The organism is Streptomyces sp. TRM68416, from assembly GCF_014596915.1.
Classification (GTDB): domain Bacteria; phylum Actinomycetota; class Actinomycetes; order Streptomycetales; family Streptomycetaceae; genus Streptomyces.
In genome coordinates this window covers 402,051-424,362 of the sequence record NZ_JACVWU010000005.1, presented here as the reverse complement: position 1 = coordinate 424,362, position 22,312 = coordinate 402,051, and the positions used below count along the sequence as shown (strand labels likewise).

23 protein-coding genes are annotated in these 22,312 nt (G+C 71.6%); 15 read left to right on the top strand and 8 right to left on the bottom strand.

Annotation, left to right across the window (positions count from 1 at the left end; all coding sequences use genetic code 11):
• Positions 1-250: 250 nt before the first annotated feature.
• Positions 251-871, top strand: coding sequence for a TetR/AcrR family transcriptional regulator (locus ICC28_RS11675; RefSeq protein ID WP_188288401.1), 621 nt, complete (start codon positions 251-253; stop codon positions 869-871).
• 173 nt (positions 872-1,044) lie between these two features.
• Here the strand turns inward: ICC28_RS11675 and ICC28_RS11670 are convergent, their stop codons facing one another.
• Complete coding sequence (locus ICC28_RS11670; RefSeq protein ID WP_223188731.1) at positions 1,045-1,950, bottom strand: DeoR/GlpR family DNA-binding transcription regulator; 906 nt, start codon at positions 1,948-1,950, stop codon at positions 1,045-1,047.
• Positions 1,951-2,149: 199 nt separating this feature from the next.
• Positions 2,150-3,598, bottom strand: coding sequence for an NAD(P)H-quinone dehydrogenase (locus tag ICC28_RS11665; RefSeq protein ID WP_188288399.1), 1,449 nt, complete (start codon positions 3,596-3,598; stop codon positions 2,150-2,152).
• A gap of 96 nt (positions 3,599-3,694) precedes the next feature.
• Here ICC28_RS11665 and ICC28_RS11660 point away from each other — a divergent pair, with 96 nt between their 5' ends.
• From ICC28_RS11660 to ICC28_RS11645, 4 genes are all read left to right on the top strand, one after another.
• The gene (locus ICC28_RS11660) at positions 3,695-4,132 is read left to right on the top strand and encodes a gamma-glutamylcyclotransferase (protein ID WP_188288398.1); all 438 of its coding nucleotides are present in this window, start codon (positions 3,695-3,697) and stop codon (positions 4,130-4,132) included.
• Positions 4,133-4,285: 153 nt separating this feature from the next.
• Complete coding sequence (locus tag ICC28_RS11655) at positions 4,286-5,110, top strand: purine-nucleoside phosphorylase (RefSeq protein WP_188288397.1); 825 nt, start codon at positions 4,286-4,288, stop codon at positions 5,108-5,110.
• A gap of 206 nt (positions 5,111-5,316) precedes the next feature.
• The gene (locus ICC28_RS11650; RefSeq protein WP_188288396.1) at positions 5,317-6,948 is read left to right on the top strand and encodes a phospho-sugar mutase; all 1,632 of its coding nucleotides are present in this window, start codon (positions 5,317-5,319) and stop codon (positions 6,946-6,948) included.
• 160 nt (positions 6,949-7,108) lie between these two features.
• On the top strand, positions 7,109-8,284 hold the full coding sequence (locus tag ICC28_RS11645; protein ID WP_188288395.1) for a hypothetical protein: 1,176 nt from the start codon (positions 7,109-7,111) through the stop codon (positions 8,282-8,284).
• Between the two features lie 39 nt (positions 8,285-8,323).
• Here the strand turns inward: ICC28_RS11645 and ICC28_RS11640 are convergent, their stop codons facing one another.
• Complete coding sequence (locus tag ICC28_RS11640; RefSeq protein ID WP_188288394.1) at positions 8,324-8,971, bottom strand: PH domain-containing protein; 648 nt, start codon at positions 8,969-8,971, stop codon at positions 8,324-8,326.
• 192 nt (positions 8,972-9,163) lie between these two features.
• On the opposite strand from ICC28_RS11640, the gene deoC reads away from it, so the two are divergent.
• From deoC to ICC28_RS11625, 3 genes are read left to right on the top strand one after another with little or no spacing between them, the layout of a single operon-like run.
• On the top strand, positions 9,164-10,126 hold the full coding sequence (gene deoC / locus ICC28_RS11635) for a deoxyribose-phosphate aldolase (protein ID WP_188288435.1): 963 nt from the start codon (positions 9,164-9,166) through the stop codon (positions 10,124-10,126).
• A gap of 5 nt (positions 10,127-10,131) precedes the next feature.
• A complete protein-coding gene (locus ICC28_RS11630) occupies positions 10,132-11,568 on the top strand; it encodes an aldehyde dehydrogenase family protein (protein ID WP_188288393.1) in 1,437 nt (478 codons plus the stop codon).
• A complete protein-coding gene (locus tag ICC28_RS11625) occupies positions 11,561-12,451 on the top strand; it encodes an aldehyde dehydrogenase family protein (protein ID WP_188288392.1) in 891 nt (296 codons plus the stop codon). Before ICC28_RS11630 ends, ICC28_RS11625 begins: the two co-directional genes overlap by 8 nt.
• 64 nt (positions 12,452-12,515) lie before the next feature.
• On the opposite strand, the gene ICC28_RS11620 is transcribed toward ICC28_RS11625, so the two are convergent.
• On the bottom strand, positions 12,516-12,911 hold the full coding sequence (locus ICC28_RS11620; protein ID WP_188288391.1) for a hypothetical protein: 396 nt from the start codon (positions 12,909-12,911) through the stop codon (positions 12,516-12,518).
• Positions 12,912-13,039: 128 nt separating this feature from the next.
• Here ICC28_RS11620 and ICC28_RS11615 point away from each other — a divergent pair, with 128 nt between their 5' ends.
• Positions 13,040-13,681: a uridine kinase gene (locus ICC28_RS11615; RefSeq protein WP_188288390.1), complete on the top strand. Its 642-nt coding sequence runs from the start codon at positions 13,040-13,042 to the stop codon at positions 13,679-13,681.
• A gap of 196 nt (positions 13,682-13,877) precedes the next feature.
• Here ICC28_RS11615 and ICC28_RS11610 read toward each other — a convergent pair whose 3' ends face one another.
• Positions 13,878-14,624, bottom strand: a complete 747-nt coding sequence (locus tag ICC28_RS11610) for a SigE family RNA polymerase sigma factor (protein ID WP_188288389.1) — start codon at positions 14,622-14,624, stop codon at positions 13,878-13,880.
• Between the two features lie 222 nt (positions 14,625-14,846).
• On the opposite strand from ICC28_RS11610, the gene afsQ1 reads away from it, so the two are divergent.
• The 5 genes from afsQ1 to ICC28_RS11585 all read left to right on the top strand — a co-directional run bounded on the left by afsQ1 (position 14,847) and on the right by ICC28_RS11585 (position 18,673).
• Positions 14,847-15,524, top strand: coding sequence for a two-component system response regulator AfsQ1 (gene afsQ1 / locus ICC28_RS11605; RefSeq protein ID WP_037886857.1), 678 nt, complete (start codon positions 14,847-14,849; stop codon positions 15,522-15,524).
• On the top strand, positions 15,521-17,089 hold the full coding sequence (locus ICC28_RS11600) for a sensor histidine kinase (RefSeq protein ID WP_188288388.1): 1,569 nt from the start codon (positions 15,521-15,523) through the stop codon (positions 17,087-17,089). Before afsQ1 ends, ICC28_RS11600 begins: the two co-directional genes overlap by 4 nt.
• Entirely contained in the window at positions 17,089-17,691 is a 603-nt protein-coding gene (locus ICC28_RS11595) for a hypothetical protein (protein WP_188288387.1), read from the top strand. The genes ICC28_RS11600 and ICC28_RS11595 overlap by 1 nt, the downstream gene beginning before the upstream one ends.
• A gap of 128 nt (positions 17,692-17,819) precedes the next feature.
• Positions 17,820-18,374 (top strand): VanZ family protein, encoded by a 555-nt coding sequence (locus ICC28_RS11590; protein ID WP_188288386.1) that lies wholly within the window; start codon positions 17,820-17,822, stop codon positions 18,372-18,374.
• Positions 18,375-18,463: 89 nt separating this feature from the next.
• Positions 18,464-18,673: a PspC domain-containing protein gene (locus ICC28_RS11585; RefSeq protein WP_188288385.1), complete on the top strand. Its 210-nt coding sequence runs from the start codon at positions 18,464-18,466 to the stop codon at positions 18,671-18,673.
• An 80-nt stretch (positions 18,674-18,753) separates the two neighbouring features.
• Here the strand turns inward: ICC28_RS11585 and ICC28_RS11580 are convergent, their stop codons facing one another.
• Both ICC28_RS11580 and ICC28_RS11575 read right to left on the bottom strand, forming a co-directional pair.
• Positions 18,754-19,113, bottom strand: coding sequence for an ATP-binding protein (locus ICC28_RS11580; protein WP_188288384.1), 360 nt, complete (start codon positions 19,111-19,113; stop codon positions 18,754-18,756).
• A gap of 138 nt (positions 19,114-19,251) precedes the next feature.
• Positions 19,252-20,409 carry an adenosine deaminase gene (locus tag ICC28_RS11575; protein WP_188288383.1) on the bottom strand — a complete coding sequence of 386 codons (1,158 nt, stop codon included), beginning with the start codon at positions 20,407-20,409 and terminating at the stop codon, positions 19,252-19,254.
• Positions 20,410-20,522: 113 nt separating this feature from the next.
• On the opposite strand from ICC28_RS11575, the gene ICC28_RS11570 reads away from it, so the two are divergent.
• Positions 20,523-21,284 carry an alpha/beta hydrolase gene (locus ICC28_RS11570; RefSeq protein WP_188288382.1) on the top strand — a complete coding sequence of 254 codons (762 nt, stop codon included), beginning with the start codon at positions 20,523-20,525 and terminating at the stop codon, positions 21,282-21,284.
• A gap of 27 nt (positions 21,285-21,311) precedes the next feature.
• Here ICC28_RS11570 and ICC28_RS11565 read toward each other — a convergent pair whose 3' ends face one another.
• A complete protein-coding gene (locus tag ICC28_RS11565) occupies positions 21,312-22,265 on the bottom strand; it encodes a LysR family transcriptional regulator (protein WP_188288381.1) in 954 nt (317 codons plus the stop codon).
• Between the last annotated feature and the right edge of the window lie 47 nt (positions 22,266-22,312).

Here is a 22,312-nt window from a genome sequence, read left to right as displayed (position 1 = left end):
CCCGTGACGGTGGCCCTCACGGGCTGCGCGTCCACCCCGTACCGCGTCGGACGACGACGAGTGCGGCCAGGGCGAAGGCGACGGCCGTCATCACGAAGGACACGACGGTCAGGGGGATATCCGGGAAACCTCTGGAAAAGGCGTCCTTGAGGAGAAGGTACGGCCCGTGCGCGATCCGGGAAGACCGCGCGGTCGCTCGCGGTGGCATCCTGGTGGCAGACCGGGGCGCGGACGAGAGCAGGTGGGAGCCATGGTGGGCGCGACCTCACGCGAGACCGCGGGGAGTGGTGGTGCGGCGGCACCGCAGGTCGCTCCGCGCGCCATGCGCGCCGACGCCCGCCGCAACCACGAGCGCCTCCTCACCGAGGCCAGGGCCGCCTTCGCCGAGCACGGTACGGAGGCGTCCCTGGAGGATGTGGCCCGGCGCGCGGGCGTGGGGATCGGCACGCTCTACCGGCACTTCCCCAACCGGCAGGCCCTGCTCAGCGCCGTCTTCGAGGACGGAGTGGCCGAACTCCTCGCCCGCGCCCACGAACTGCGCCGGGCGCCCGAGCCCTGCGCGGCCCTGGTGACCTGGCTGCGCGAGATGGTCGCCCACGCGAGCGAGTACCGAGGCCTGGCCCGCGCCCTGATGTCCGTCTCCCCCGACGACACCTCGGCCCTGGCCCGGTGCAGCGCCCCCATCAGAGAAGCCGCCACCGCCCTACTGACCCGCGCCCAGCAAGCGGGCGCGGTACGCGAGGACGTAGCCATCGGCGACCTCCTCCAACTGACCCACGCCATCGCACTGGCGGCGGAGGAGACCCCGGGTGACCCGGGCCTGGCAGACAGACTCCTGGTGTTGACGCTCCGGGGTCTGAAGCCCGCCTAGGGGCGCGGGGCTGTACCGATGTGCGGCTACCGCCGCGTGGGCGCGAAGCGGACCTGGCGAACTCGACGGCGGTACGGCAGCGCCCCGAAGGGGCGCGGGGAACTGCGCGACAAGCCACATCGGCCCCGCACCCGCAAGGAACCACAAGCCCCTACGGCGAAGAGGCGACTGCCTCAACGCCTCCGCAGATCCGCAACCCGCCCCCGCCCAGCAGCCGCAGGCTCCTGCATCACGGCCGCCCGAAGCCCGGCGGCAGCGCCTTGTCGAGGTCCCGGCAGGGCACGCCGCCGCGCCGGGACTTCGTCACCCCCCGGGTTTCCGCTCGCCCCCGCCACGGCGATCTGCACCCCCTGATCGGCGAGGGCCTGCAACTCGGTCTGCGCGCGGTCGTCATGAGCCGGCGGCTCATCGGTCACCAACCGCGTGATCACATCCGTGGGCACGGTCTGGAACATCGTGTCCGTACCGAGCTTGGTGTGATCGGCGAGCACGACGACCTCCGCGGCGGCCTGCACCAACGCGCGGTCGACGGACGCCGACAGCATGTTGGACGTGGACAGCCCCCGCTCGGCGGTCAGCCCGCTCCCGGAGAGGAAGGCACGCGACACCCGCAGCCCCTGGAGGGACTGCTCGGCCCCGCTGCCCACCAGGGCGTAGTTGGAACCGCGCAGAGTGCCGCCGGTCATCACGACCTCCACCCGGTTGGCATGGGCCAGCGCCTGGGCCACCAGGAGGGAGTTGGTGACGACGGTCAGTCCGGGCACCCGGGCGAGCCGGCGTGCCAGCTCCTGGGTGGTGGTACCCGCCCCGACCACGATGGCCTCGCCCTCTTCGACGAAGTTGGCGGCGAGGTCGGCGATGGCCGTCTTCTCGGCGGTCGCGAGATGTGACTTCTGCGGAAAGCCGGACTCCCGCGTGAACCCGCCCGGCAATACCGCACCGCCATGTCGGCGGTCGAGGAGTCCTTCTGCCTCCAGCGCGCGCACGTCCCGCCGTACGGTCACTTCGGAGGTCTGGACGACGCGGGCGAGCTCACGGAGCGACACGGCCCCGTTCGCTCGCACCATTTCGAGGATCAATTGGCGACGTTCTGCAGCGAACACGAAACTGACAGTAACCCCAACGACCGTCTGCTTTCAGCAGTTTGCGCCGAATAACAGAAGTTGTTCGCACAGGAGGGCATGAAGTGGTATAGGACCTCACCACTGTGACCATGTCGTACGCGTGCTCGACAACTCCCCGTGACCAGCGGGGAGTTGTTTCCGGCCGCGGTGCGGGTCAGGCCTCGCCGGTCGCCTTGCGGGTGTGGAGCTGGCGGGCCACCTCGGCGATCGACCCCGAAAGGGAGGGGTACACGGTGAACGCGTTCGCGATCTGTTCGACCGTCAGATTGTTGTCGACGGCGATCGAGATGGGGTGGATGAGTTCCGAGGCGCGCGGCGCCACGACCACACCGCCGACCACGATCCCGGTGCCCGGCCGGCAGAAGATCTTGACGAAGCCGTCCCGGATGCCCTGCATCTTCGCGCGCGGGTTGCGCAGCAGCGGCAGCTTGACGGCGCGGGCCTCGATCTTGCCGGAGTCGATGTCGGCCTGCGTGTAGCCGACGGTGGCGATCTCCGGGTCGGTGAAGACGTTGGAGGAAACGGTCTTGAGGTTCAGCGGGGCCACCGCGTCGCCGAGGAAGTGGTACATGGCGATACGGCCCTGCATGGCGGCGACGGAGGCGAGGGCGAAGACCCCGGTCACGTCACCGGCGGCGTACACACCGGGAGCCGTGGTCCTGGAGACCTTGTCGGTCCAGATGTGGCCGGACTCGCGCAGCTTGACGCCGGCCTCCTCCAGGCCGAGCCCCGCGCTGTTCGGGATGGCGCCGACGGCCATGAGGCAGTGCGAGCCGGAGATGACGCGGCCGTCGGCGAGGGTGACCTCGACCCGGTCGCCGACACGCTTGGCGGCGGCGGCCCGCGAGCGTGCCATGACGTTCATGCCGCGGCGGCGGAAGACGTCCTCCAGGACGGCCGCGGCGTCCGGGTCCTCACCGGGGAGCACACGGTCGCGCGAGGAGACGAGGGTGACCCGCGACCCGAGGGCCTGGTAGGCGCCGGCGAACTCGGCACCGGTGACACCGGAACCGACCACGATGAGCTCGTCGGGGAGCTCGGTGAGGTCGTAGACCTGGGTCCAGTTGAGGATGCGCTCACCGTCGGGCTGGGCGTCGGGCAGCTCGCGCGGGTGACCGCCGGTGGCGATCAGGACGGCGTCGGCGGTGAGGGTCTCCTCGGTGCCGTCGGCGGCGGTGACGACGACCTTGCGGGAGCCGTCGAGGGCCTGCATGCCGTCCAGCCGACCGCGGCCGCGCAGCACCCGGGCGCCCGCGCGCGTGACGGCGGCCGTGATGTCGTGCGACTGCGCGAGCGCGAGCCGCTTCACCCGCCGGTTGACCTTGCCGAGGTCCACGCCGACGACCCGCGCGGGGGTGTCGATGTGCGGGGTGTCGTCCGCGACGATGATCCCCAGCTCCTCGTAGGAGGAGTCGAAGGTGGTCATCACCTCGGCCGTGGCAATGAGAGTCTTCGACGGGACGCAGTCGGTGAGCACCGACGCCCCGCCCAGGCCGTCGCAGTCGACGACGGTCACCTCCGCGCCGAGCTGAGCGGCGACCAGCGCCGCTTCGTATCCGCCGGGTCCGCCACCGATGATCACGATCCGAGTCACGTACTCCATTGTCCCGCACGCACCACCGTGGTACGGCCTCGGGGGCCGCCCGAGATACCACTGTTACGGGAGAGGCGGCCGTTTCGGCTGCCGTACCCTCTCCCCATGTCGCTCTACGCCGCGTACGCCGGCAACCTCGACGCGCGGCTGATGACCCGCCGCGCACCGCACTCGCCGCTGCGCGCCACCGGCTGGCTGAACGGGTGGCGGCTGACGTTCGGGGGCGAGCAGATGGGCTGGGAGGGCGCGCTCGCGACGCTCGTCGAGGACCCGATGGCACAGGTCTTCGTCGCCCTGTACGACATCGCCCCCATGGACGAGGAGTCGCTGGACCGCTGGGAGGGCGTCGGCCTCGGCGTCTACCGCCGCTCACGCGTACGCGTGCACACCCTGGAGGGCGAGGAGTCGGCCTGGGTGTACGTCCTCAACGGCTACGAGGGCGGCCTGCCGTCGGCCCGCTACCTGGGCGAGATCGCCGACGCGGCGGAATCCGCGGGGGCACCGCACGATTACGTGATGGAGCTGCGGAAGCGGCCCTGCTGAGGGGGGCCGTCCTCAGCGACAAGGACGTCCTCGTCCCCGACGACTGACCGGCCCGCCCGCGGAGCGATTCGTCGGAAACAACAAGACAACGATCGCCATGCCGTGGGCTCTGTCATCTACGCGCGTAGGCCCTGACCGGCTACCCTCGTCGGCGTGAACGCATCTCTTCTTCCGGACGACATCCAGGGCGATCCCTACGCCGCCGCCGACGCCGCCGCCGCGCGCCTGCGCGAACTCACCGGCGCCGAGACCCACGACGTAGCCCTCGTGATGGGCTCCGGCTGGGCACCGGCCGTGGACGCGCTCGGCGCCCCGGACGCCGAGTTCCAGGTCACCGAGCTGCCCGGGTTCCCGCCGCCGGCGGTGGCCGGTCACGGCGGCAAGATCCGCTCGTACAAGATCGGCGACAAGCGCGCGCTGGTCTTCCTCGGCCGTACCCACTACTACGAGGGCCGCGGCGTGGCCGCCGTCGCGCACGGCGTCCGCACGGCCGTCGCGGCCGGCTGCAAGACCGTCGTCCTGACGAACGGCTGCGGCGGACTGCGCGAGGGCATGCGCCCCGGCCAGCCGGTGCTGATCAGCGACCACATCAACCTGACGGCCACGTCCCCGATCGTCGGCGCGAACTTCGTCGACCTCACGGACCTGTACTCGCCCCGCCTGCGCGCCCTGTGCAAGGAGGTCGACCCGACGCTGGAAGAGGGCGTCTACGCCCAGTTCCCCGGCCCGCACTACGAGACGCCCGCCGAGATCCGCATGGCCCGCGTGATCGGCGCGGACCTGGTCGGCATGTCGACGGTGCTGGAGGCCATCGCCGCGCGTGAGGCGGGCGCGGAGGTGCTCGGCATCTCGCTGGTGACGAACCTCGCCGCGGGCATGACCGGCGAGCCGCTGAACCACGAGGAGGTTCTGCAGGCCGGGCGGGACAGTGCGACGCGGATGGGGTCGCTGCTGGCCCAGGTGCTCGGCCGCCTGTAGGAACCCGGCGTCACCCGGACCGCCCGGGGGGCTCCGCCCCCTGGACCCCCGGGCCTTTGCCCACCCACCACCCGTTTCCAGTCGGCCAAAAGGTGTGGGCACAGGCCGGGGGCCCGGGCGCGGAGCCCCCAGCGGGGTCCGGGGCAGCGCCCCGGGGACGCGCACCCCCACGCACCCGCACGGACACAACGAGAGGCTGACCCACGGTGCACGACGACCTCATCACCACCGCCAAGACCTGGCTGGCCGAGGACCCCGACCCGGAGACCCGTGCCGAACTCGCCGAGCTGATCGACGCCGAGAACCACGCCGAACTCGCCGCCCGCTTCGCCGGCACCCTCCAGTTCGGCACCGCCGGCCTCCGCGGCGAAATCGGCGCCGGCCCGATGCGCATGAACCGCACGGTCGTCATCCGCGCCGCCGCCGGCCTGGCCGCGTACCTGAAGAAGCAGGGCCACGACGACGGCCTGGTCGTCATCGGCTACGACGCCCGGCACAAGTCGGAGGACTTCGCCCGCGACACCGCCGCCGTCATGACCGGCGCGGGCCTGCGTGCCGCCGTACTCCCCCGCCCGCTCCCGACGCCCGTCCTGGCGTACGCCATAAGGCACCTGGGCGCGGTCGCCGGGGTCGAGGTCACCGCCAGCCACAACCCGCCCCGCGACAACGGCTACAAGGTCTACCTCGGCGACGGCTCGCAGATCGTCCCGCCCGCGGACGTCGAGATCGCGGAGGAGATCGCCGCCGTCCCGTCCCTCACCGCCGTGCCCCGCCCCGCCGGCGGCTGGGAGACCCTCGACGACAGCGTCCTCGACGCCTACCTGGCCCGTACCGACGCCGTCCTCGCCGCGGACTCCCCGCGCACGGCCCGTACCGTCTACACGGCGATGCACGGCGTCGGCAAGGACGTCCTGCTGGCCGCGTTCGCCCGGGCCGGCTTCCCAGCCCCGGAGCTCGTCGCCGAGCAGGCCGAGCCGGACCCGGAGTTCCCCACCGTCGCCTTCCCCAACCCGGAAGAGCCCGGCGCGATGGACCTCGCCTTCGCCAAGGCCCGCGAGACCGACCCGGACCTCGTCATCGCCAACGACCCCGACGCCGACCGCTGCGCCGTGGCCGTCAAGGACGGCGGGGCGTGGCGCATGCTGCGCGGCGACGAGGTCGGCGCCCTCCTCGCCGCCCACCTGGTCGGCCGTGGGGCGCGGGGCACCTTCGCGGAGTCGATCGTCTCCTCCTCCCTCCTCGGCCGGATCGCCGAGAAGGCGGGCCTGCCCTACGAGGAGACCCTCACCGGCTTCAAGTGGATCGCCCGCGTCGACGGCCTGCGCTACGGCTACGAGGAAGCCCTCGGCTACTGCGTCGACCCCGACGGCGTGCGCGACAAGGACGGCATCACGGCGGCCCTGCTCATCACCGAGCTCGCCTCCGTGCTCAAGGAGCAGGGCCGCACCCTGCTCGACCTCCTCGACGACCTCGCCGTGGAGCACGGTCTGCACGCCACCGACCAGCTCTCGGTCCGCGTCGAGGACCTGTCCGTCATCGCGGACGCCATGCGGCGCCTGCGCGAGCAGCCGCCGACCGAGCTGGCGGGCCTCGCCATCACCCGCGCCGAGGACCTCACCCGGGGAACGGAGACGCTGCCGCCCACCGACGGCCTGCGCTACACCCTCGAAGGCGCCCGCGTCATCGTCCGGCCCTCCGGCACCGAGCCGAAGCTGAAGTGCTACCTGGAGGTCGTCGTCCCGGTCGACGGACACGCCGGTCTCCCGGCGGCCCGCGCGCGGGCGACGGAGCTGCTGACGGCGATCAAGCGGGACCTGTCGGCGGCGGCCGGCATCTGAGCCGTAGTGCCCGAACTCGATGGGGTGCCCCGGACAGGGGCACCCCATCGAGTGATTTACGGACGGTGGTTGACCCCGGCTCCACGCCCCGCCGCCCCTCCCGGGCAACGGTGGACCGGCACACGCCTCACCGAGCCGAGTCAGCCCCGGAGCCGCCGCCGTGTCCTCGACCGCCTTCCGGCCGACGCCCAGCGCGACGACCACCACCCCCGCCCCGCCGCCGTCCCGTCCCCGCCCCTCCCTCCGGCGCGCGGCACCGGCGCTCGCCGCCTACCTGGCCGTCCGCGCCACCGGCCTGCTGGTCCTGGCCCTCTGGACGCACCGCCAGCGGCACGGGGTGTGGCCGATCCTGGCGACCCAGTGGGACGCCGACTGGTACCTCGGCATCGCCGACCACGGCTACACCGGGGACCCCGGCGTCGGTCCGAGCGCCAGGAGCATGGCGTTCTTCCCGCTCTACCCGTTCCTGGTCAGGGCGGTCTCCGCGGTCACCCCCGGCAGCCCCGCCAGCACGGGCCTGTGCATCGCCGTGGTGGCCTCCGTCGCCGCCGCCTGGGGCGTCTTCGCCGTGGGCGACCTGCTGTACGGGCGGCGCGTGGGCGTCCTGCTCACCACGCTGTGGGCCGCGTTCCCGGTCGGCCTGGTGCAGTGGATGGGCTACACCGAGTCGCTGTTCACGGCGTGCGCGGCCTGGTCGCTGTACGCGGTGCTCACCGGCCGCTGGCTGTGGGCGGGCGGCGGCGCGGTCCTCGCCGGCCTGACCCGGCCGACCGGTGTCGCGGTGGCCGCCGCGGTCACCGTCACGGCGCTGCTGGCACTGCGCCGCGGCCCGTTCTCGCCGCGCGTCCTCGCGGCCGCCCTGCTGGCCCCGCTCGGCTGGTGCGGGTACGTCGGCTGGGTCGGCCTGCGCGTGGACCGCTGGGACGGCTACTTCGCCGTACAGCGGCTGTGGCACAACCAGCTGGACGGCGGCACGGAGACCCTGCGCCGGATGCGCAAGCTGCTGATGTACGACCCGACGCCCCAGCTGTTCCTGGTCCTGGTGACCGGCGTGATGCTGGTGTCGGCGGTGCTGTTCGCGCTCTCGGTGTGGGACCGCCAGCCGGTCGCGCTGCTGGTGTTCACGGGCGTGCTGCTGGCGATCGTCCTGGCCAGCAGCGGTGTCTACTTCCCGCGCGCCCGCTTCCTCCTGCCGGCCTTCCCCCTGCTCCTCCCGGTGGCCCTCCATCTGAGCCGGGCCTCGCGCCGCTACCGCGCTCTGGCGCTGGCGGCGGCGGTGGCGGGCTCGGCGTACTGGGGGGCGTACATGGTGCTGGTGTGGCCGAGCGCGCCCTGAGCGGCCCCCTTCAGGGGCGCGGGGAGGGCCGCCGCGGCCTCAGCCCGTCGCCAGCAGGACCAGCAGCAGCACGACCCCCGCCACGGCCGGCGCGATCAGCTCGTAGGCCCACCGGACGGTCACCTCGCCCTGCGCCGACTCGGCCTGCTCCCGGGTGGCCAGCAGTTCCCGCAGATCGTCCATGACCTGGTCGGTCTCGGCGCGGATGGGCCCGTCGTCGGCGGAGGCGGGACCGACGGGCGCACCGAACCCGAACCCGAAGCCGAAGCCGCCCCGGCCCTTGCGCCCCCCGGCCCGCTCCGCCTCCGCCCGTGCCTGCTGCCGCGCCGCCTTCTTGCGGGCGCGCAGCGAGACGGGAACGGCCCACAGCTGGTACTTGTCGCCAGACTTGGCGATCACCTCGTTGGAGTAACCGGAGCGCAGTGAGACGACCTGCCCCCAGGGCAGGACGATGACCCGCAGCGGGTTGCGGATGCGCAGCCGGTCATCGTTGGCGAAGACGGCGGGCCGCACCGTGAACGCGGCCACCACCGGCACGATCAGGACCAGCATGGCCAGGGCCAGCCACGGCGTGCGGCCGTCGCCGTTGACCAGGGCGTCGAGGCCGAGCCAGCCGACGAGGGCGAGCAGCAGGGTGCCGCCGACGATGCCCATGGGCGAGCGATAGATGCGGTCCTTGGTCGTCATGGTCCCGATTCTGCCTCAGCCGTCCGGCGGGGGGCCGGGCGCCCATCCGTCGCAGGGGTCCCGTGCGTGGGCGGGTGCGGGTGGTTCGTGGCTGGTCGCGCAGTTCCCCGCGCCCCTTCGGGGCGCCGTCTCGATGAACCGCTCCTCGGGGTGTACAGCCGCTACGCGCGTAGATATGCTCGTCTGGTGACCATGCCCACCAATGCACCCACGGCAGCGAAGGCCCTCTCGGACGTGACGTCGTCCGACAGCACGCTGCGCCGCTTCCTCCACGGGCTGCCCGGCGTCGACGCGGTCGGCCTGGAGGCGCGCGCCGCCTCCCTCGGCACCCGTTCCATCAAGACGACCGCCAAGGCGTACGCCATCGACCTCGCCATCTCGATGGTCGACCTGACGACGCTGGAAGGCGCGGACACCCCGGGCAAGGTCCGGGCGCTCGGCGCGAAGGCGGTCCACCCCGACCCCACCGACCGCACGACCCCCGCGACCGCGGCCGTCTGCGTCTATCCCGACATGGTGGCCACCGCCAAGGAGGCGGTCGCCGGCTCCACCGTGAAGGTCGCCTCCGTGGCCACGGCCTTCCCGGCCGGCCGCGCCGCCCTCGCCGTGAAGCTGGCCGACGTGCGCGACGCCGTCGCCGCGGGTGCCGACGAGATCGACATGGTCATCGACCGCGGGGCGTTCCTCGCGGGCAACTACATGAAGGTCTACGACGAGATCGTCGCCGTGAAGGAGGCCTGCGGGGCGAGCGCCCGTCTGAAGGTCATCTTCGAGACCGGCGAGCTGTCGACGTACGACAACATCCGGCGCGCGAGCTGGCTCGGCATGCTGGCGGGCGCCGACTTCATCAAGACCTCGACGGGCAAGGTCGCGGTCAACGCCACCCCGGCCAACACCCTCCTCATGCTGGAGGCCGTCCGCGACTTCCGCGCGCAGACCGGCGTCCAGGTCGGCGTGAAGCCCGCCGGCGGCATCCGCACCACCAAGGACGCGATCAAGTTCCTCGTCCTGGTCAACGAGACCGTCGGCGAGGACTGGCTGGACAACCACTGGTTCCGCTTCGGCGCCTCCTCGCTCCTGAACGACCTGCTGATGCAGCGTCAGAAGCTGGCCACCGGCCGCTACTCCGGCCCCGACTACGTGACGGTGGACTGATCCCCATGGCATCTGCATTCGAGTACGCACCGGCGCCCGAGTCCCGCGCGGTCGTCGACATCGCGCCGTCCTACGGCCTGTTCATCGACGGCGAGTTCACCGAGGCCGCCGACGGCAAGGTCTTCAAGACCGTCTCGCCGTCCACCGAAGAGGTCCTGTCCGAGATCGCACAGGCGGGCGAGGCGGACGTGGACCGGGCCGTGAAGGCCGCCCGCAAGGCGTTCGAGAAGTGGTCGGCGCTGCCCGGCTCCGAGCGCGCGAAGTACCTGTTCCGCATCGCCCGGATCATTCAGGAGCGCAGCCGTGAGCTGGCGGTCCTGGAGACGCTGGACAACGGCAAGCCGATCAAGGAGACCCGCGACGCCGACCTCCCCCTGGTCGCCGCGCACTTCTTCTACTACGCGGGCTGGGCGGACAAGCTCGACCACGCCGGCTTCGGCACCGACCCACGCCCGCTGGGCGTGGCGGGCCAGGTCATCCCCTGGAACTTCCCCCTGCTCATGCTCGCGTGGAAGATCGCCCCGGCGCTGGCGACCGGCAACACGGTGGTGCTCAAGCCCGCCGAGACGACCCCGCTGTCGGCCCTCTTCTTCGCGGACATCTGCCGCCAGGCCGGCCTGCCCAAGGGCGTCGTCAACATCCTTCCGGGCTACGGCGACACGGGCGCCGCCCTCGTCGCGCACCCGGACGTCGACAAGGTCGCGTTCACCGGCTCCACGGCCGTGGGCAAGCAGATCGCGCGCACGGTCGCGGGCACGCGCAAGAAGCTCACCCTCGAACTGGGCGGCAAGGGCGCGAACATCGTCTTCGACGACGCCCCGATCGACCAGGCGGTGGAGGGGATCGTCAACGGCATCTTCTTCAACCAGGGCCAGGTGTGCTGCGCGGGCAGCCGGCTGCTGGTGCAGGAGTCGATCCAGGACGAGCTGCTGGACTCCCTGAAGCGGCGCCTGTCCACGCTGCGCCTCGGCGACCCGCTGGACAAGAACACGGACATCGGCGCGATCAACTCCGAGGAGCAGCTGGCCCGGATCACCGCGCTCGTCGAGCAGGGCGAGACGGAGGGCGCCGAGCGCTGGTCGCCGGCCTGCGAACTGCCCGAGAGCGGCTACTGGTTCGCCCCGACGCTCTTCACGAACGTCACCCAGGCGCACACCGTCGCCCGCGACGAGATCTTCGGCCCCGTCCTCTCGGTCCTCACCTTCCGCACCCCGGACGAGGCGGTCGCCAAGGCCAACAACACCCAGTACGGCCTGTCGGCGGGCATCTGGACGGAGAAGGGTTCGAGGATCCTCGCCGTCGCGAACAAGCTGCGCGCGGGTGTCGTCTGGTCCAACACGTTCAACAAGTTCGACCCGACGTCGCCGTTCGGCGGCTACAAGGAGTCGGGCTTCGGCCGCGAGGGCGGCCGCCACGGCCTGGAGGCGTACCTCGATGTCTGACGCGACCCGACTCTCCGTCTTCAAGACCTACAAGCTGTACGTCGGGGGCAAGTTCCCCCGCTCCGAAAGCGGCCGGGTGTACGAAGTGACCGACACAAAGGGCAACTGGCTGGCCAACGCGCCCCTCTCCTCCCGCAAGGACGCCCGTGACGCGGTGGTCGCCGCCCGCAAGGCGTTCGGCGCGTGGTCCGGCGCGACGGCGTACAACCGCGGTCAGATCCTCTACCGCATCGCGGAGATGCTGGAGGGCCGTCGGGAGCAGTTCGTGCGAGAGGTGGCGGACGCGGAGGGCCTGTCGAAGTCGAAGGCCGCCGCGCAGGTGGACGCGGCGATCGACCGCTGGGTCTGGTACGCGGGCTGGACGGACAAGATCGCCCAGGTCGTGGGCGGCGGAAACCCGGTCGCGGGTCCGTTCTTCAACCTCTCCTCCCCCGAACCGACGGGCGTGGTCGCGGTGCTGGCCCCCCAGGAGTCGTCCTTCCTGGGCCTGGTCTCGGTGGTCGCCCCGGTCATCGCGACCGGCAACACGGCGATCGTGGTGGCCTCCGAGAAGGCCCCGCTGCCCGCCCTGTCCCTGGGCGAGGTCCTCGCCACCTCCGACCTGCCCGGCGGTGTCGTCAACGTCCTGTCCGGCCGTACGGCGGAGATCGCGACGCCGCTCGCCGCGCACCAGGACGTCAACGCGATCGACCTGGCCGGCGCCGACGAGGAGCTGGCGAAGGAACTGGAGATCGCCGCGGCGGACAACCTCAAGCGCGTCCTGCGTCCACAGGCTGTGGACTACGCGCGGACTCCCGGCATCGACCGCATGACGGCGTTCCTGGAGACCAAGACGGTCTGGCACCCCACGGGGTCGCTGGGCGCGTCGGGCTCGTCGTACTGAGCCCCTGAGAGCCGGAGAGCCGCGTCCTCCCTCCGTCCGGGGAGGACGCGGCTCTCTGCTGTGCTCAGGCGCCGCCCAGCAGCCCCGCCGGGATGCTGCCGATGGACTGCGCCTGGGCCACCGGTCCGGTCAGGGCCTGCGAGGTCAGGGGCTGGAAGTCGGCGACCTGGGTGCCGAGGCCGTTGTCGAGGGGGTCGACGCCGGTGCCGGCCAGCGGGTTCGGCTTGAGGGCGGTGATCGGGCCGGTGACGTACCCGACCGAGCCGGTCAGCGCCTGGAGTCCGGCCTCGGGGTCGATCTTGCCGAGGGACGTGGGGCGGGTGCGCATCACGTCCACGACGGGCTCGGCGTCGGCCGCGGCGGCGACGCCCGCGCCGGCCCCCAGGGCGACGCCGGCCGTCGCGAGGGCGGCCAGTGCGCGCCGGTTGGCGGGATTCGGGGAGGACGCTTGTCGGGCCATCGTTGCTGCCACCTTCTGATGCGCTGGGTAATCAGGTCGACACGAAGGGTAGTTGAGGTGTGACGCGCGCTTCAAAGGCAACCCGCGGAGTCGATGAACGGCAGGTGAATGCCTCACACTGGTGACCCGTGAGTTCCCATCCGCCCATACCGACGCGAGTCGTGCTGCTCTGCGGCCCCTCCGGCTCCGGCAAGTCCCTTCTCGCGGCCCACTCCGGCCTTCCGGTGCTGCGGCTCGACGACTTCTACAAGGAGGGCGACGACCCGACGCTGCCGCAGGTCCTCGGGAGCTCCGACATCGACTGGGACCACCCCGACTCCTGGGACGCCGACACGGCCGTAGCGGCCATCGAGCGACTGTGCCGCACGGGCCGTACGACCGTCCCGGTCTACGATCTCTCGCTCAGCGCCCGTACCGGCGAGGAGCCCGTCGACATCGGGCGGACCCCGCTGTTCATCGCGGAGGGCATCTTCGCCGCCGAGATCATCACGCGCTGCCGGGAACTCGGGGTGCTGGCCGACGCGCTGTGCCTGAGCCGCGGTCCGGTCAAGACGTTCCGCCGCCGGTTCCTGCGCGATCTGAAGGAGGGCCGCAAGTCGGTCCCGTTCCTGCTGCGCCGCGGCTGGCGGCTGATGCGGGCCGAGCGGTCCATCGTGGCCCGCCAGGCGGCACTGGGCGCCCACGCCTGCGACAAGAAGGAAGCCCTCGGCCGGCTCGCCGCGGCCGCGGCGGGCCGCCGCCCGGCCGCGGACCCCACGCCCACGCCCTGAGCGACAGAGGGACACACGAAAGCGGGACTGGACGGACCCCCCGGCCCTCCAGTCCCGCTCCCGTTGGTGCTCCCCCGTGCTTTCCCCCGGTTTCCCCCCGATGGTGCTTCCCCCGTGGGTCCCCCGACCCTCGTTGGCCCCCCTGGTACCGCTCCCCCGACCGGTACCGCCCCCGTTACCTGCTTCCCCCCAACCTTCAGGCGACGAGCTCGCCGAAGGCGTCCTCCTCGTCACGGCCGAAGCTGAGGACCTCGTCCTCGCGCAGCCGGCGGAGCGACCGCCAGATGCTGGACTTCACCGTGCCGACACTGATGTCGAGGATGTCCGCGATCTCCGGGTCGGTGCGGCCCTCGTAGTAGCGCAGGACCAGCATCGTCCGCTGGAGTTCGGGCAGCCGGGCCAGCGCCTGCCACAGGACCGCGCGCAGCTCCGTGCCGCGCATCGCGTCCGTGTCGCCGGGCGTCTCCGGCAGCTCCTCGGTCGGGTACTCGTTCAGCTTGCGGCGGCGCCACGCGCTGATGTGGAGATTGGTCATCGTCCGCCGCAGGTAACCCCCGACGGCAGCCTTGTCACTGATCCGGTCCCACGCCTTGTACGTCGAGAACAGCGCGCTCTGCAGCAGGTCCTCGGCCTCGAAGCGGTCACCGGTGAGGTGGTAGGCGGTGGCGTACAGGGAGGCGCGGCGCTCCTTGACGTAGGCGGTGAACTCCGCCTCCGACAGCGAACGACGACGCTCCCCCGAGTCCTCCCTGTACGCGCTTCCCCCGTGCGTTTCCCCCGTGAAACCGTCAACCACCGTCATGTACGCGGTGTGCTGACGCCCGGTGCCGCGAGCGCACCCCCGCCCGCTCACGGCACCGGACTTCTCCGAAACCCGGCCCCCGTGCACGTCGTGCAGACGCGTGACAACTGCGCTGGTGCTGTTGCTGTGCAGCGTGTTCATCTCGCGCCCCCCGTCGTGGACTTACCCGGTGTTCGGCTTGCTTCCTTGCCTGTGCCGAAAAGCTTGCCCGGGCCACTTCATCGCCGTGTCCGCCGACTGTCACAGACCTGTCACAGGGGTACGTCGTGGTTCTCGCACCGCGCGGTCACAGAGCGGAGCGGTACCGGTACGTAGCCGTCCAGGTGTCGAAACCCCGCCCTGCCATGGGCCAGAATGACCCCCGTGCCTTCCCTGTTGCTGATCGAGGACGACGACGCCATCCGTACGGCCCTGGAGCTGAGTCTCACGCGCCAGGGTCACCGGGTTGCCACCGCTGCCACCGGCGAGGACGGCCTGAAGCTGCTGCGCGAGCAGCGGCCGGACCTGATCGTGCTGGACGTGATGCTGCCCGGCATCGACGGGTTCGAGGTGTGCCGGCGCATCCGGCGCACCGACCAGCTGCCGATCATTCTGCTGACCGCGCGCAGTGATGACATCGACGTCGTGGTCGGACTGGAGTCCGGTGCCGACGACTATGTCGTCAAACCCGTGCAGGGGCGGGTCCTCGACGCCCGGATCCGGGCCGTGCTGCGGCGCGGGGAGCGGGAGTCCAACGACGCCGCGACCTTCGGCAGCCTGGTCATCGACCGTGCGGCGATGACCGTGACGAAGAACGGCGAGGACCTCCAGCTCACGCCGACCGAGCTCAGGCTGCTGCTGGAGCTGAGCCGGCGGCCCGGGCAGGCACTGTCGCGGCAGCAGTTGCTGCGGCTGGTGTGGGAGCACGACTACCTCGGTGACTCGCGTCTGGTGGACGCCTGTGTGCAGCGGCTGCGTGCCAAGGTCGAGGACGTGCCGTCGTCCCCGACGCTGATCCGTACGGTCCGCGGGGTCGGCTACCGGCTGGACGCCCCTCAGTGACCCAGACGCACGGTGGGTTCCGCGGCTGGGCCGCGGCACGTAAGGGGGTCTGGTCCCGGCTGCGGTTCACCAGTCTGCGGCTGCGCCTGGTCGTCGTGTTCGCCCTGGTGGCGCTCACGGCCGCCGTCTCCGCGTCCGGGATCGCCTACTGGCTCAACCGCGAGGCCGTGCTGACCCGCACCCAGGACGCGGTGCTGCGGGACTTCCGGCAGGAGATGCAGAACCGGGCGGGCGTGCTGCCCGAGCGGCCGACGCAGTTCGAGCTGCAGCGCACCGCGGAGCAGATGTCCAACAGCAGCCAGAAGTTCAGTGTGCTGCTGGTCGGCGAGAACGCCGAGGGCAAGACCGTCTCCGGCAGCTCGGGCGGGCTGAACGGCTTCATGCTGAAGGACGTTCCCCAGTCACTGCGCGACGCGGTGAACGAGGAGCAGGCGGTCAACTCCACCAACAAGTACGCCTACCACCTGTACTGGCAGCGGATCGTGGAGAACGACACGCCCTATCTGGTGGCCGGGACGAAGGTGATCGGCGGCGGGCCGACCGGTTACCTGCTGAAGTCGCTGGAGCCGGAGGCCAAGGACCTCAACTCGCTCGCCTGGTCGCTGGGGATCGCCACCGGCCTGGCGCTGATCGGCTCCGCGCTGCTCGCGCAGGCCGCCGCCACGACCGTACTCAAACCCGTGCACCGGCTGGGAGTTGCGGCGCGGCGGCTCGGGGAGGGCAAGCTGGACACCCGGCTGCGGGTGTCCGGCACCGATGAACTGGCTGATCTGTCACGGACGTTCAACAAGGCCGCGGAGGCGCTGGAGAAACGGGTGGCGGACATGGCCGCGCGCGACGACGCCTCCCGGCGGTTCGTGGCCGACATGTCCCACGAGCTGCGTACCCCGCTCACCGCCATCACCGCCGTCACCGAGGTGCTGGAGGAGGAGCTGGAGGCGGAGACCGGCAGCATGGACCCGATGATCGAGCCCGCGGTACGGCTCGTCGTCAGTGAGACGCGCCGGCTGAACGACCTGGTCGAGAACCTGATGGAGGTCACCCGCTTCGACGCGGGCACCGCCCGTCTGGTGCTGGACGACGTCGACGTGGCCGACCAGATCACCGCGTGCATCGACGCGCGGGCCTGGCTCGACGCGGTCGACCTGGACGCCGCACGCGGCATCCACGCCCGGCTCGACCCGCGCCGCCTGGACGTCATCCTGGCCAACCTCATCGGCAACGCCCTCAAGCACGGCGGATCGCCGGTGCGGGTCTCGGTGCGGGAGGCCGACCAGGAGGTCGTCATCGCGGTGCGGGACCACGGTCCCGGCATCCCCGAGGACGTCCTGCCGCACGTCTTCGACCGCTTCTACAAGGCGAGCGCCTCCCGCCCCCGTTCCGAGGGCAGCGGGCTCGGCCTGTCCATCGCGCTGGAGAGCGCGCACATCCACGGCGGCGAGATCACCGCCGCCAACTCCCCCGACGGAGGCGCCGTGTTCACGCTGCGGCTGCCCCGGGACGCCTCGTCGCTGACGCAGGAGGCCGAGGACACCGCGGGCGCGGACGCGAAGGGTGACGCCTGATGACCGTACGCCGTCTGCCGGCGCTCCTCCTGCTCGCCGGACTGGTCTCCGGGTGCGGGATCCGGGCCACGGAGGTGCCGACCGACTTCGGCCCCGCGCCCTCGCGGGTGCAGTGCTCGCTCTCCGGTCCGCAGGTGTCGACGCAGTCCTCGCGCGGGCTGCCCGCGCAGGTGTTCCTGCTGTGCCGGTCCTCGCTGGTGGCCGTCGACCGGGTGGTACGGGTACCGGACGACGTGGCGGACTCCGAGCGGCGCATGCTCGTAGCCCAGGGGCTGCTGGACGAGTTGGCGGAGACTCCGTCGGCCGCCGAGGCGGAGGCCGGCTACACCACCGCCGTCCCCGCAGGACTGACCGTACGGGGGCCGCGCCCCTCCGACCCCGACGACGCCCTCCGCCTGAGCACCCCGCCCGATGCGCTCGCCCCCGCCTCCCTCGCCCAGATCGTCTGCACCTTCTCCGACTCCGCGGCGGCGGAGAGCGACGGCTCGGTGACCCTGGGCGGCCCGGACTCCGGACCCTTGCGCCGCTACGACTGCACGGACGAGGTCAGGGCGAGTCCGGGCAGGATGGAGCCTCCGTCCACCGAGGTAAAGGACGGCTGATCAGCTTTGCTCCTAGGGGCGCGGGAAACTGCGCGACAAACCCCCACCGCCCCGCAGACTCAAGGCAAACAGGTGTGGCACTCACCTCACCCGGAACCAAGCCGACAGGCATCCGCGTCTAGGGGGACGTGCAGCGTCCCGGCTCCAGCGGCAGCGCCACCGCCGCTTTCCGCATCCGCGCGACAGGAGGCACCCTCCTGGTCGCACATCTCGCCTTCGTCGCCTGGCTCACGCTGCGCCCGCTCGACGTGCCCTGGGTGATGCCGCCCAACCTGCATCCGCTCGCCGGCATCGAGTCCGAGATGGCCCTCGGCTGGCGCGAGGGAACCCGCCGCATCCTGGAGGGGCTGGCCCTGCTCGCCCCGCTCGGCGTCCTGCTCCCGGCGGTGCACGGAAGGGTCGCCGTCTCGCCGCTCGGCTCACTGCTGCGCACGGTCCTGGCCGGTGCCCTGATCTCCCTGGGCATCGAGCTGTTGCAGACCGGCGTGCCGGGCCAGGTCGTGGACGTCGACTCCCTGCTGCTGAACACCGTCGGGGTCGCCCTCGCCCACATCGCGGTGGTGCCGGCGGCACGGCACTGGCTGCGCCGCAGGACCGAGCGCGCGGGCCGGACGGCGCCCCTTCAGGGGGAGGCTCCTCCGGGTCGTACCCCGACGATTCCCAGGGTCGGGATCGCACCGTAGAGCGATGCTTTGTTCCTTTCGTCTCCGTAGTGTGGAAGTCAGACGGGGCAGCCAACGGGCCGCCTCCGACCGAAGCGAAGGAGTCGCAGATGTCCCGCCTCGCCCGACCCACCAACGGCCGCATGATCGGCGGAGTGTGCGCCGCGCTGGCGCGACGCTTCGGCACCTCCGCCACGACGATGCGTGTGCTCTTCCTGCTCTCCTGTCTGCTGCCGGGCCCGCAGTTCCTGCTGTACATAGCGCTGTGGATCCTGCTGCCCTCGGAGAAGTCCGAGCACACGGCACGCACCGCCTGGTGAACCCCGTTCGTCCGCATACGCCGACGGGGCGCACCCCGCGTGTCCAGGGGGTGCGCCCCGTCGGCGCGTTCGCGGGCCGCTCAGCCCAGCGGGATGCCGTTCACCGGCAGACCCTGCGTGGGCAGGCCCGTCTGGCCCACCGGCAGTCCGCCGAGGAGACCGGCGACCGGCTTGGTCGGGCCGTCGGCCAGGACCTTCTCGGCAACCGGCTGGGTGGCGGCCAGGCTCGCGCCGACCGCGCTCTGCCCCTGGGCCAGGGCCTCACCGGCACCCGGCAGCGACTTGGAGACGTTCTCCGCGGGGAGCGTCCGGGTGACCGTGTCCAGCGCCGAGCCGGCGTCCGGCACAGCCGGAGCCGCGTTGGCGGCGCCCGCACCGGCGGCGGCGAAAGCGGCACCGAGGGCGGCGACACCGAGGGTCTTGGCAGCAGACTGCTTCATTGAATGCGTCCTCGAAATGGATGACGGGGATATGAGCGGTCCACGACCGTAAACACGACGAGGCGCCCGCCGCAAACATCGAAATGCGGACGGATGGTGAACACCCGTCCGAGTTCCGCCGCCCGACAATTCCCCCGGTCAGCCCTTCTCGTCGACAGAACCGCTGGTAGAAGCGGTCTGCTGGAACAGCCACTCGGACTTCAGCTCGGCATATCCGGGCTTGACGACGTCATTGATCATCGCGAGTCGTTCATCGAAAGGAATGAACGCTGATTTCATCGCATTGACGGAGAACCACTGCAGGTCGTCGAGCGTATAGCCGAACGCTTCGACAAGATGCTCGAATTCCCGGCTCATACTGGTGTGGGACATCAGCCGGTTGTCGGTGTTCACCGTCGCCCGGAAGTGCAGCCGCCGCAGCAGCCCGATCGGGTGCTCGGCGTAGGAGTCGGCGGCCCCGGTCTGGAGGTTGGAGCTGGGGCACATCTCCAGGGGGATGCGCTTGTCCCGTACGTAGGAGGCGAGCCGGCCGAGCTTCACCGAGCCGTCGGCGTGCACCTGGATGTCGTCGATGATGCGCACCCCGTGCCCGAGCCGGTCGGCGCCGCACCACTGGAGGGCCTGCCAGATGGACGGCAGCCCGAAGGCCTCGCCGGCGTGGATGGTGAAGTGGTTGTTCTCGCGCTTGAGGTACTCGAAGGCGTCGAGGTGGCGGGTGGGCGGGTGACCGGCTTCGGCGCCCGCGATGTCGAAGCCCACCACGCCGAGGTCCCGGTAGCGGTTGGCGAGTTCGGCGATCTCCAGGGCGCGGGCGGCGTGCCGCATGGCGGTGAGCAGGGCGCCGACGCGGATGCGGTGGCCGTTCTCGCGGGCCTGCCGTTCGCCTTCCCGGAAGCCCTCGTTGACGGCCTCGACGACCTGTTCGAGGGTGAGGCCGCCCTGCAGGTGCTGTTCGGGGGCGTAGCGCACCTCGGCGTAGACGACGCCGTCCTCGGCGAGGTCGAGGGCGCACTCGGTGGCGACCCGGACGAGGGCCTCGCGGGTCTGCATCACGGCGACGGTGTGCGAGAAGGTCTCCAGATACCGCTCCAGGGAGCCGGAGTCGGCGGCTTCGTGGAACCAGACGCCGAGCTTGTCGGGATCGGTCTCGGGAAGCCGGGAGTACCCGCTGTCGCGGGCGAGTTCGACGATGGTCCCGGGGCGGAGGCCGCCGTCGAGGTGGTCGTGCAGCAGAACCTTGGGCGCCCGGCGGATCTGGTCCGGAGTCGGGGTGTTCGCGATGGTCTGGCTCGTCATTTCCGCATTCTATTTCCTACGCGCGTAGAGCGCCTGTTGTACGAATCCGTCGATACGTAACGGTGACCGCACGGACGGGTGGCGTACACCCGTGCTTCTGACACTGTTCTGTCATGGCACAGCAAGCGACGCCGGTTCGGACCGCCCGGCTGGGGAGGCCTCTCGGCCCGGAACCGACGACCGTGAGCGGGGTGGTGCTCCTGCTCCCCGGAGGTGACGAGACCTCACATCGGCGCCCCTCGCCGATGTTTGCGACGGCGTCGGTGCGCGCGCTGGGGCGGCGCCTGACGCGCGCGGCGCGCGAGGAGGGGCTGGCCGTGCACGTCGTGCACTACCGCTGCCGCGGCTGGAACGGCACCGAGGCCAACCTCGCGCACGACGCCACCTGGGCGGCGGACGAGGTCGTACGGCGCTACGGAGACGTCCCCGTCTGCCTCGCCGGGTTCGACATGGGCGGCCGGGCCGCGCTGCACGCGGGCGGGCACGAGGCGGTCAACTCCGTGCTGGCGCTCGCCCCTTGGCTGCCGGAGGAGGACGTGGCCGTACCACCCGAACCGGTGAAGCAGCTCGTCGGGCGGCGGGTGCTGATGGCGCACGGCACGAACGACCAGCGCACCGATCCCGAACTGTCGTTCCGGCTGGCGGCGCGGGCGAAGAAGGCGAACCGGGACGTGTGCCGGTTCGAAGTGCACTCCGACGGCCACGGGTTGCACCAGCACCGCGACGAAGTCCTCGCCCTGGCCGAGGACTTCGTCATGGGGACGCTGTTCGGCCGGTCCTTCTCCCGCCCGGTCGAGGACGCGTTCGCGGCCCCGCCCCCGCTGGGGCTGCGGATGCCGCTGGCGGCGGGGTTCGGACGGTCGTTGCGTCGGTAGTCGCATGCGCGAGATCCAGGGGTCCGGTCAGTCGGGGAGCAGTCGGCCGCGTTGTGCCAGGAGGAACTTCTTGAAGGCCGCGACGGGTGGGGTGTCCGGGCGGCCCTCCAGCCAGGCGACGCCGATCTCGCGGACCGCGCGCGGGGCCGTGACCGTCAGCTCGACGACCCCCGGGCGAGGTACGGCGGGCGGCGGCAGCAGGGCCACCCCCAGGCCCGCCGCCACCAGTCCCCGGAGGGTCTCCGCCTCCTCCCCCTCGAAGGCGATGCGCGGCTTGAAACCGGCCTGCTTGCAGAACTCGTCGGTGATCCGGCGCAGGCCGTAGCCGGGTTCGAGGGTCACGAAGACCTCGTCGGCGGCCTCGGCCAGGCGGATCCGCCTCCGGGCGGCGAGGCGGTGGTCGGCGGGGACCACCAGGCGCAGCTTCTGCTCGTCGAGGCGGCGGGCGACAAGGTCGGGGGCGTCCGGGACCGGGGAGGTCAGGCAGAGGTCCAGCTCGCCCGCCCGCAGCCGTTCGATCATCGCCTCGCCGTAGTTCTGGACGAGGCTGAAGCGGATCCGGGGATGGTCCTCGCGGAAGGTGTGCAGCAGGCCGGGCACGGTCTCGGCGCCCATCGTGTGCAGAAAGCCGAAGGCGACCTTGCCGGTGGCCGGGTCGGCGTCCGCGCGGACCTCGTCGGCGGCGCGCTCGATCTCGGCGAGGGCGCGTTCGACGGAGCCGAGGAAGGTGCGTCCGGCGGGGGTGAGGGAGACGGTGCGGCCCCGGCGGGCGAACAGGTCGACGCCCAGGTCCTGTTCCAGCCGGACCATGGCCCGGGACAGGGTGGACTGCGGGACCTGCATCTCCTGCGCGGCGCGCGTGACGTGCTCGGTGCGGGCGACGCCGGCGAAGTAGGCCAGCCGCGGGGCCAGCAACATCACCATGTCTTCTGTGTCACTGGACGGTGACAGACGCGCCTGTGACCTTTGCTGATGCTCCATGGGAACGATTATGACGATTCCATGCATTGGACGGATCAACGGGGCGG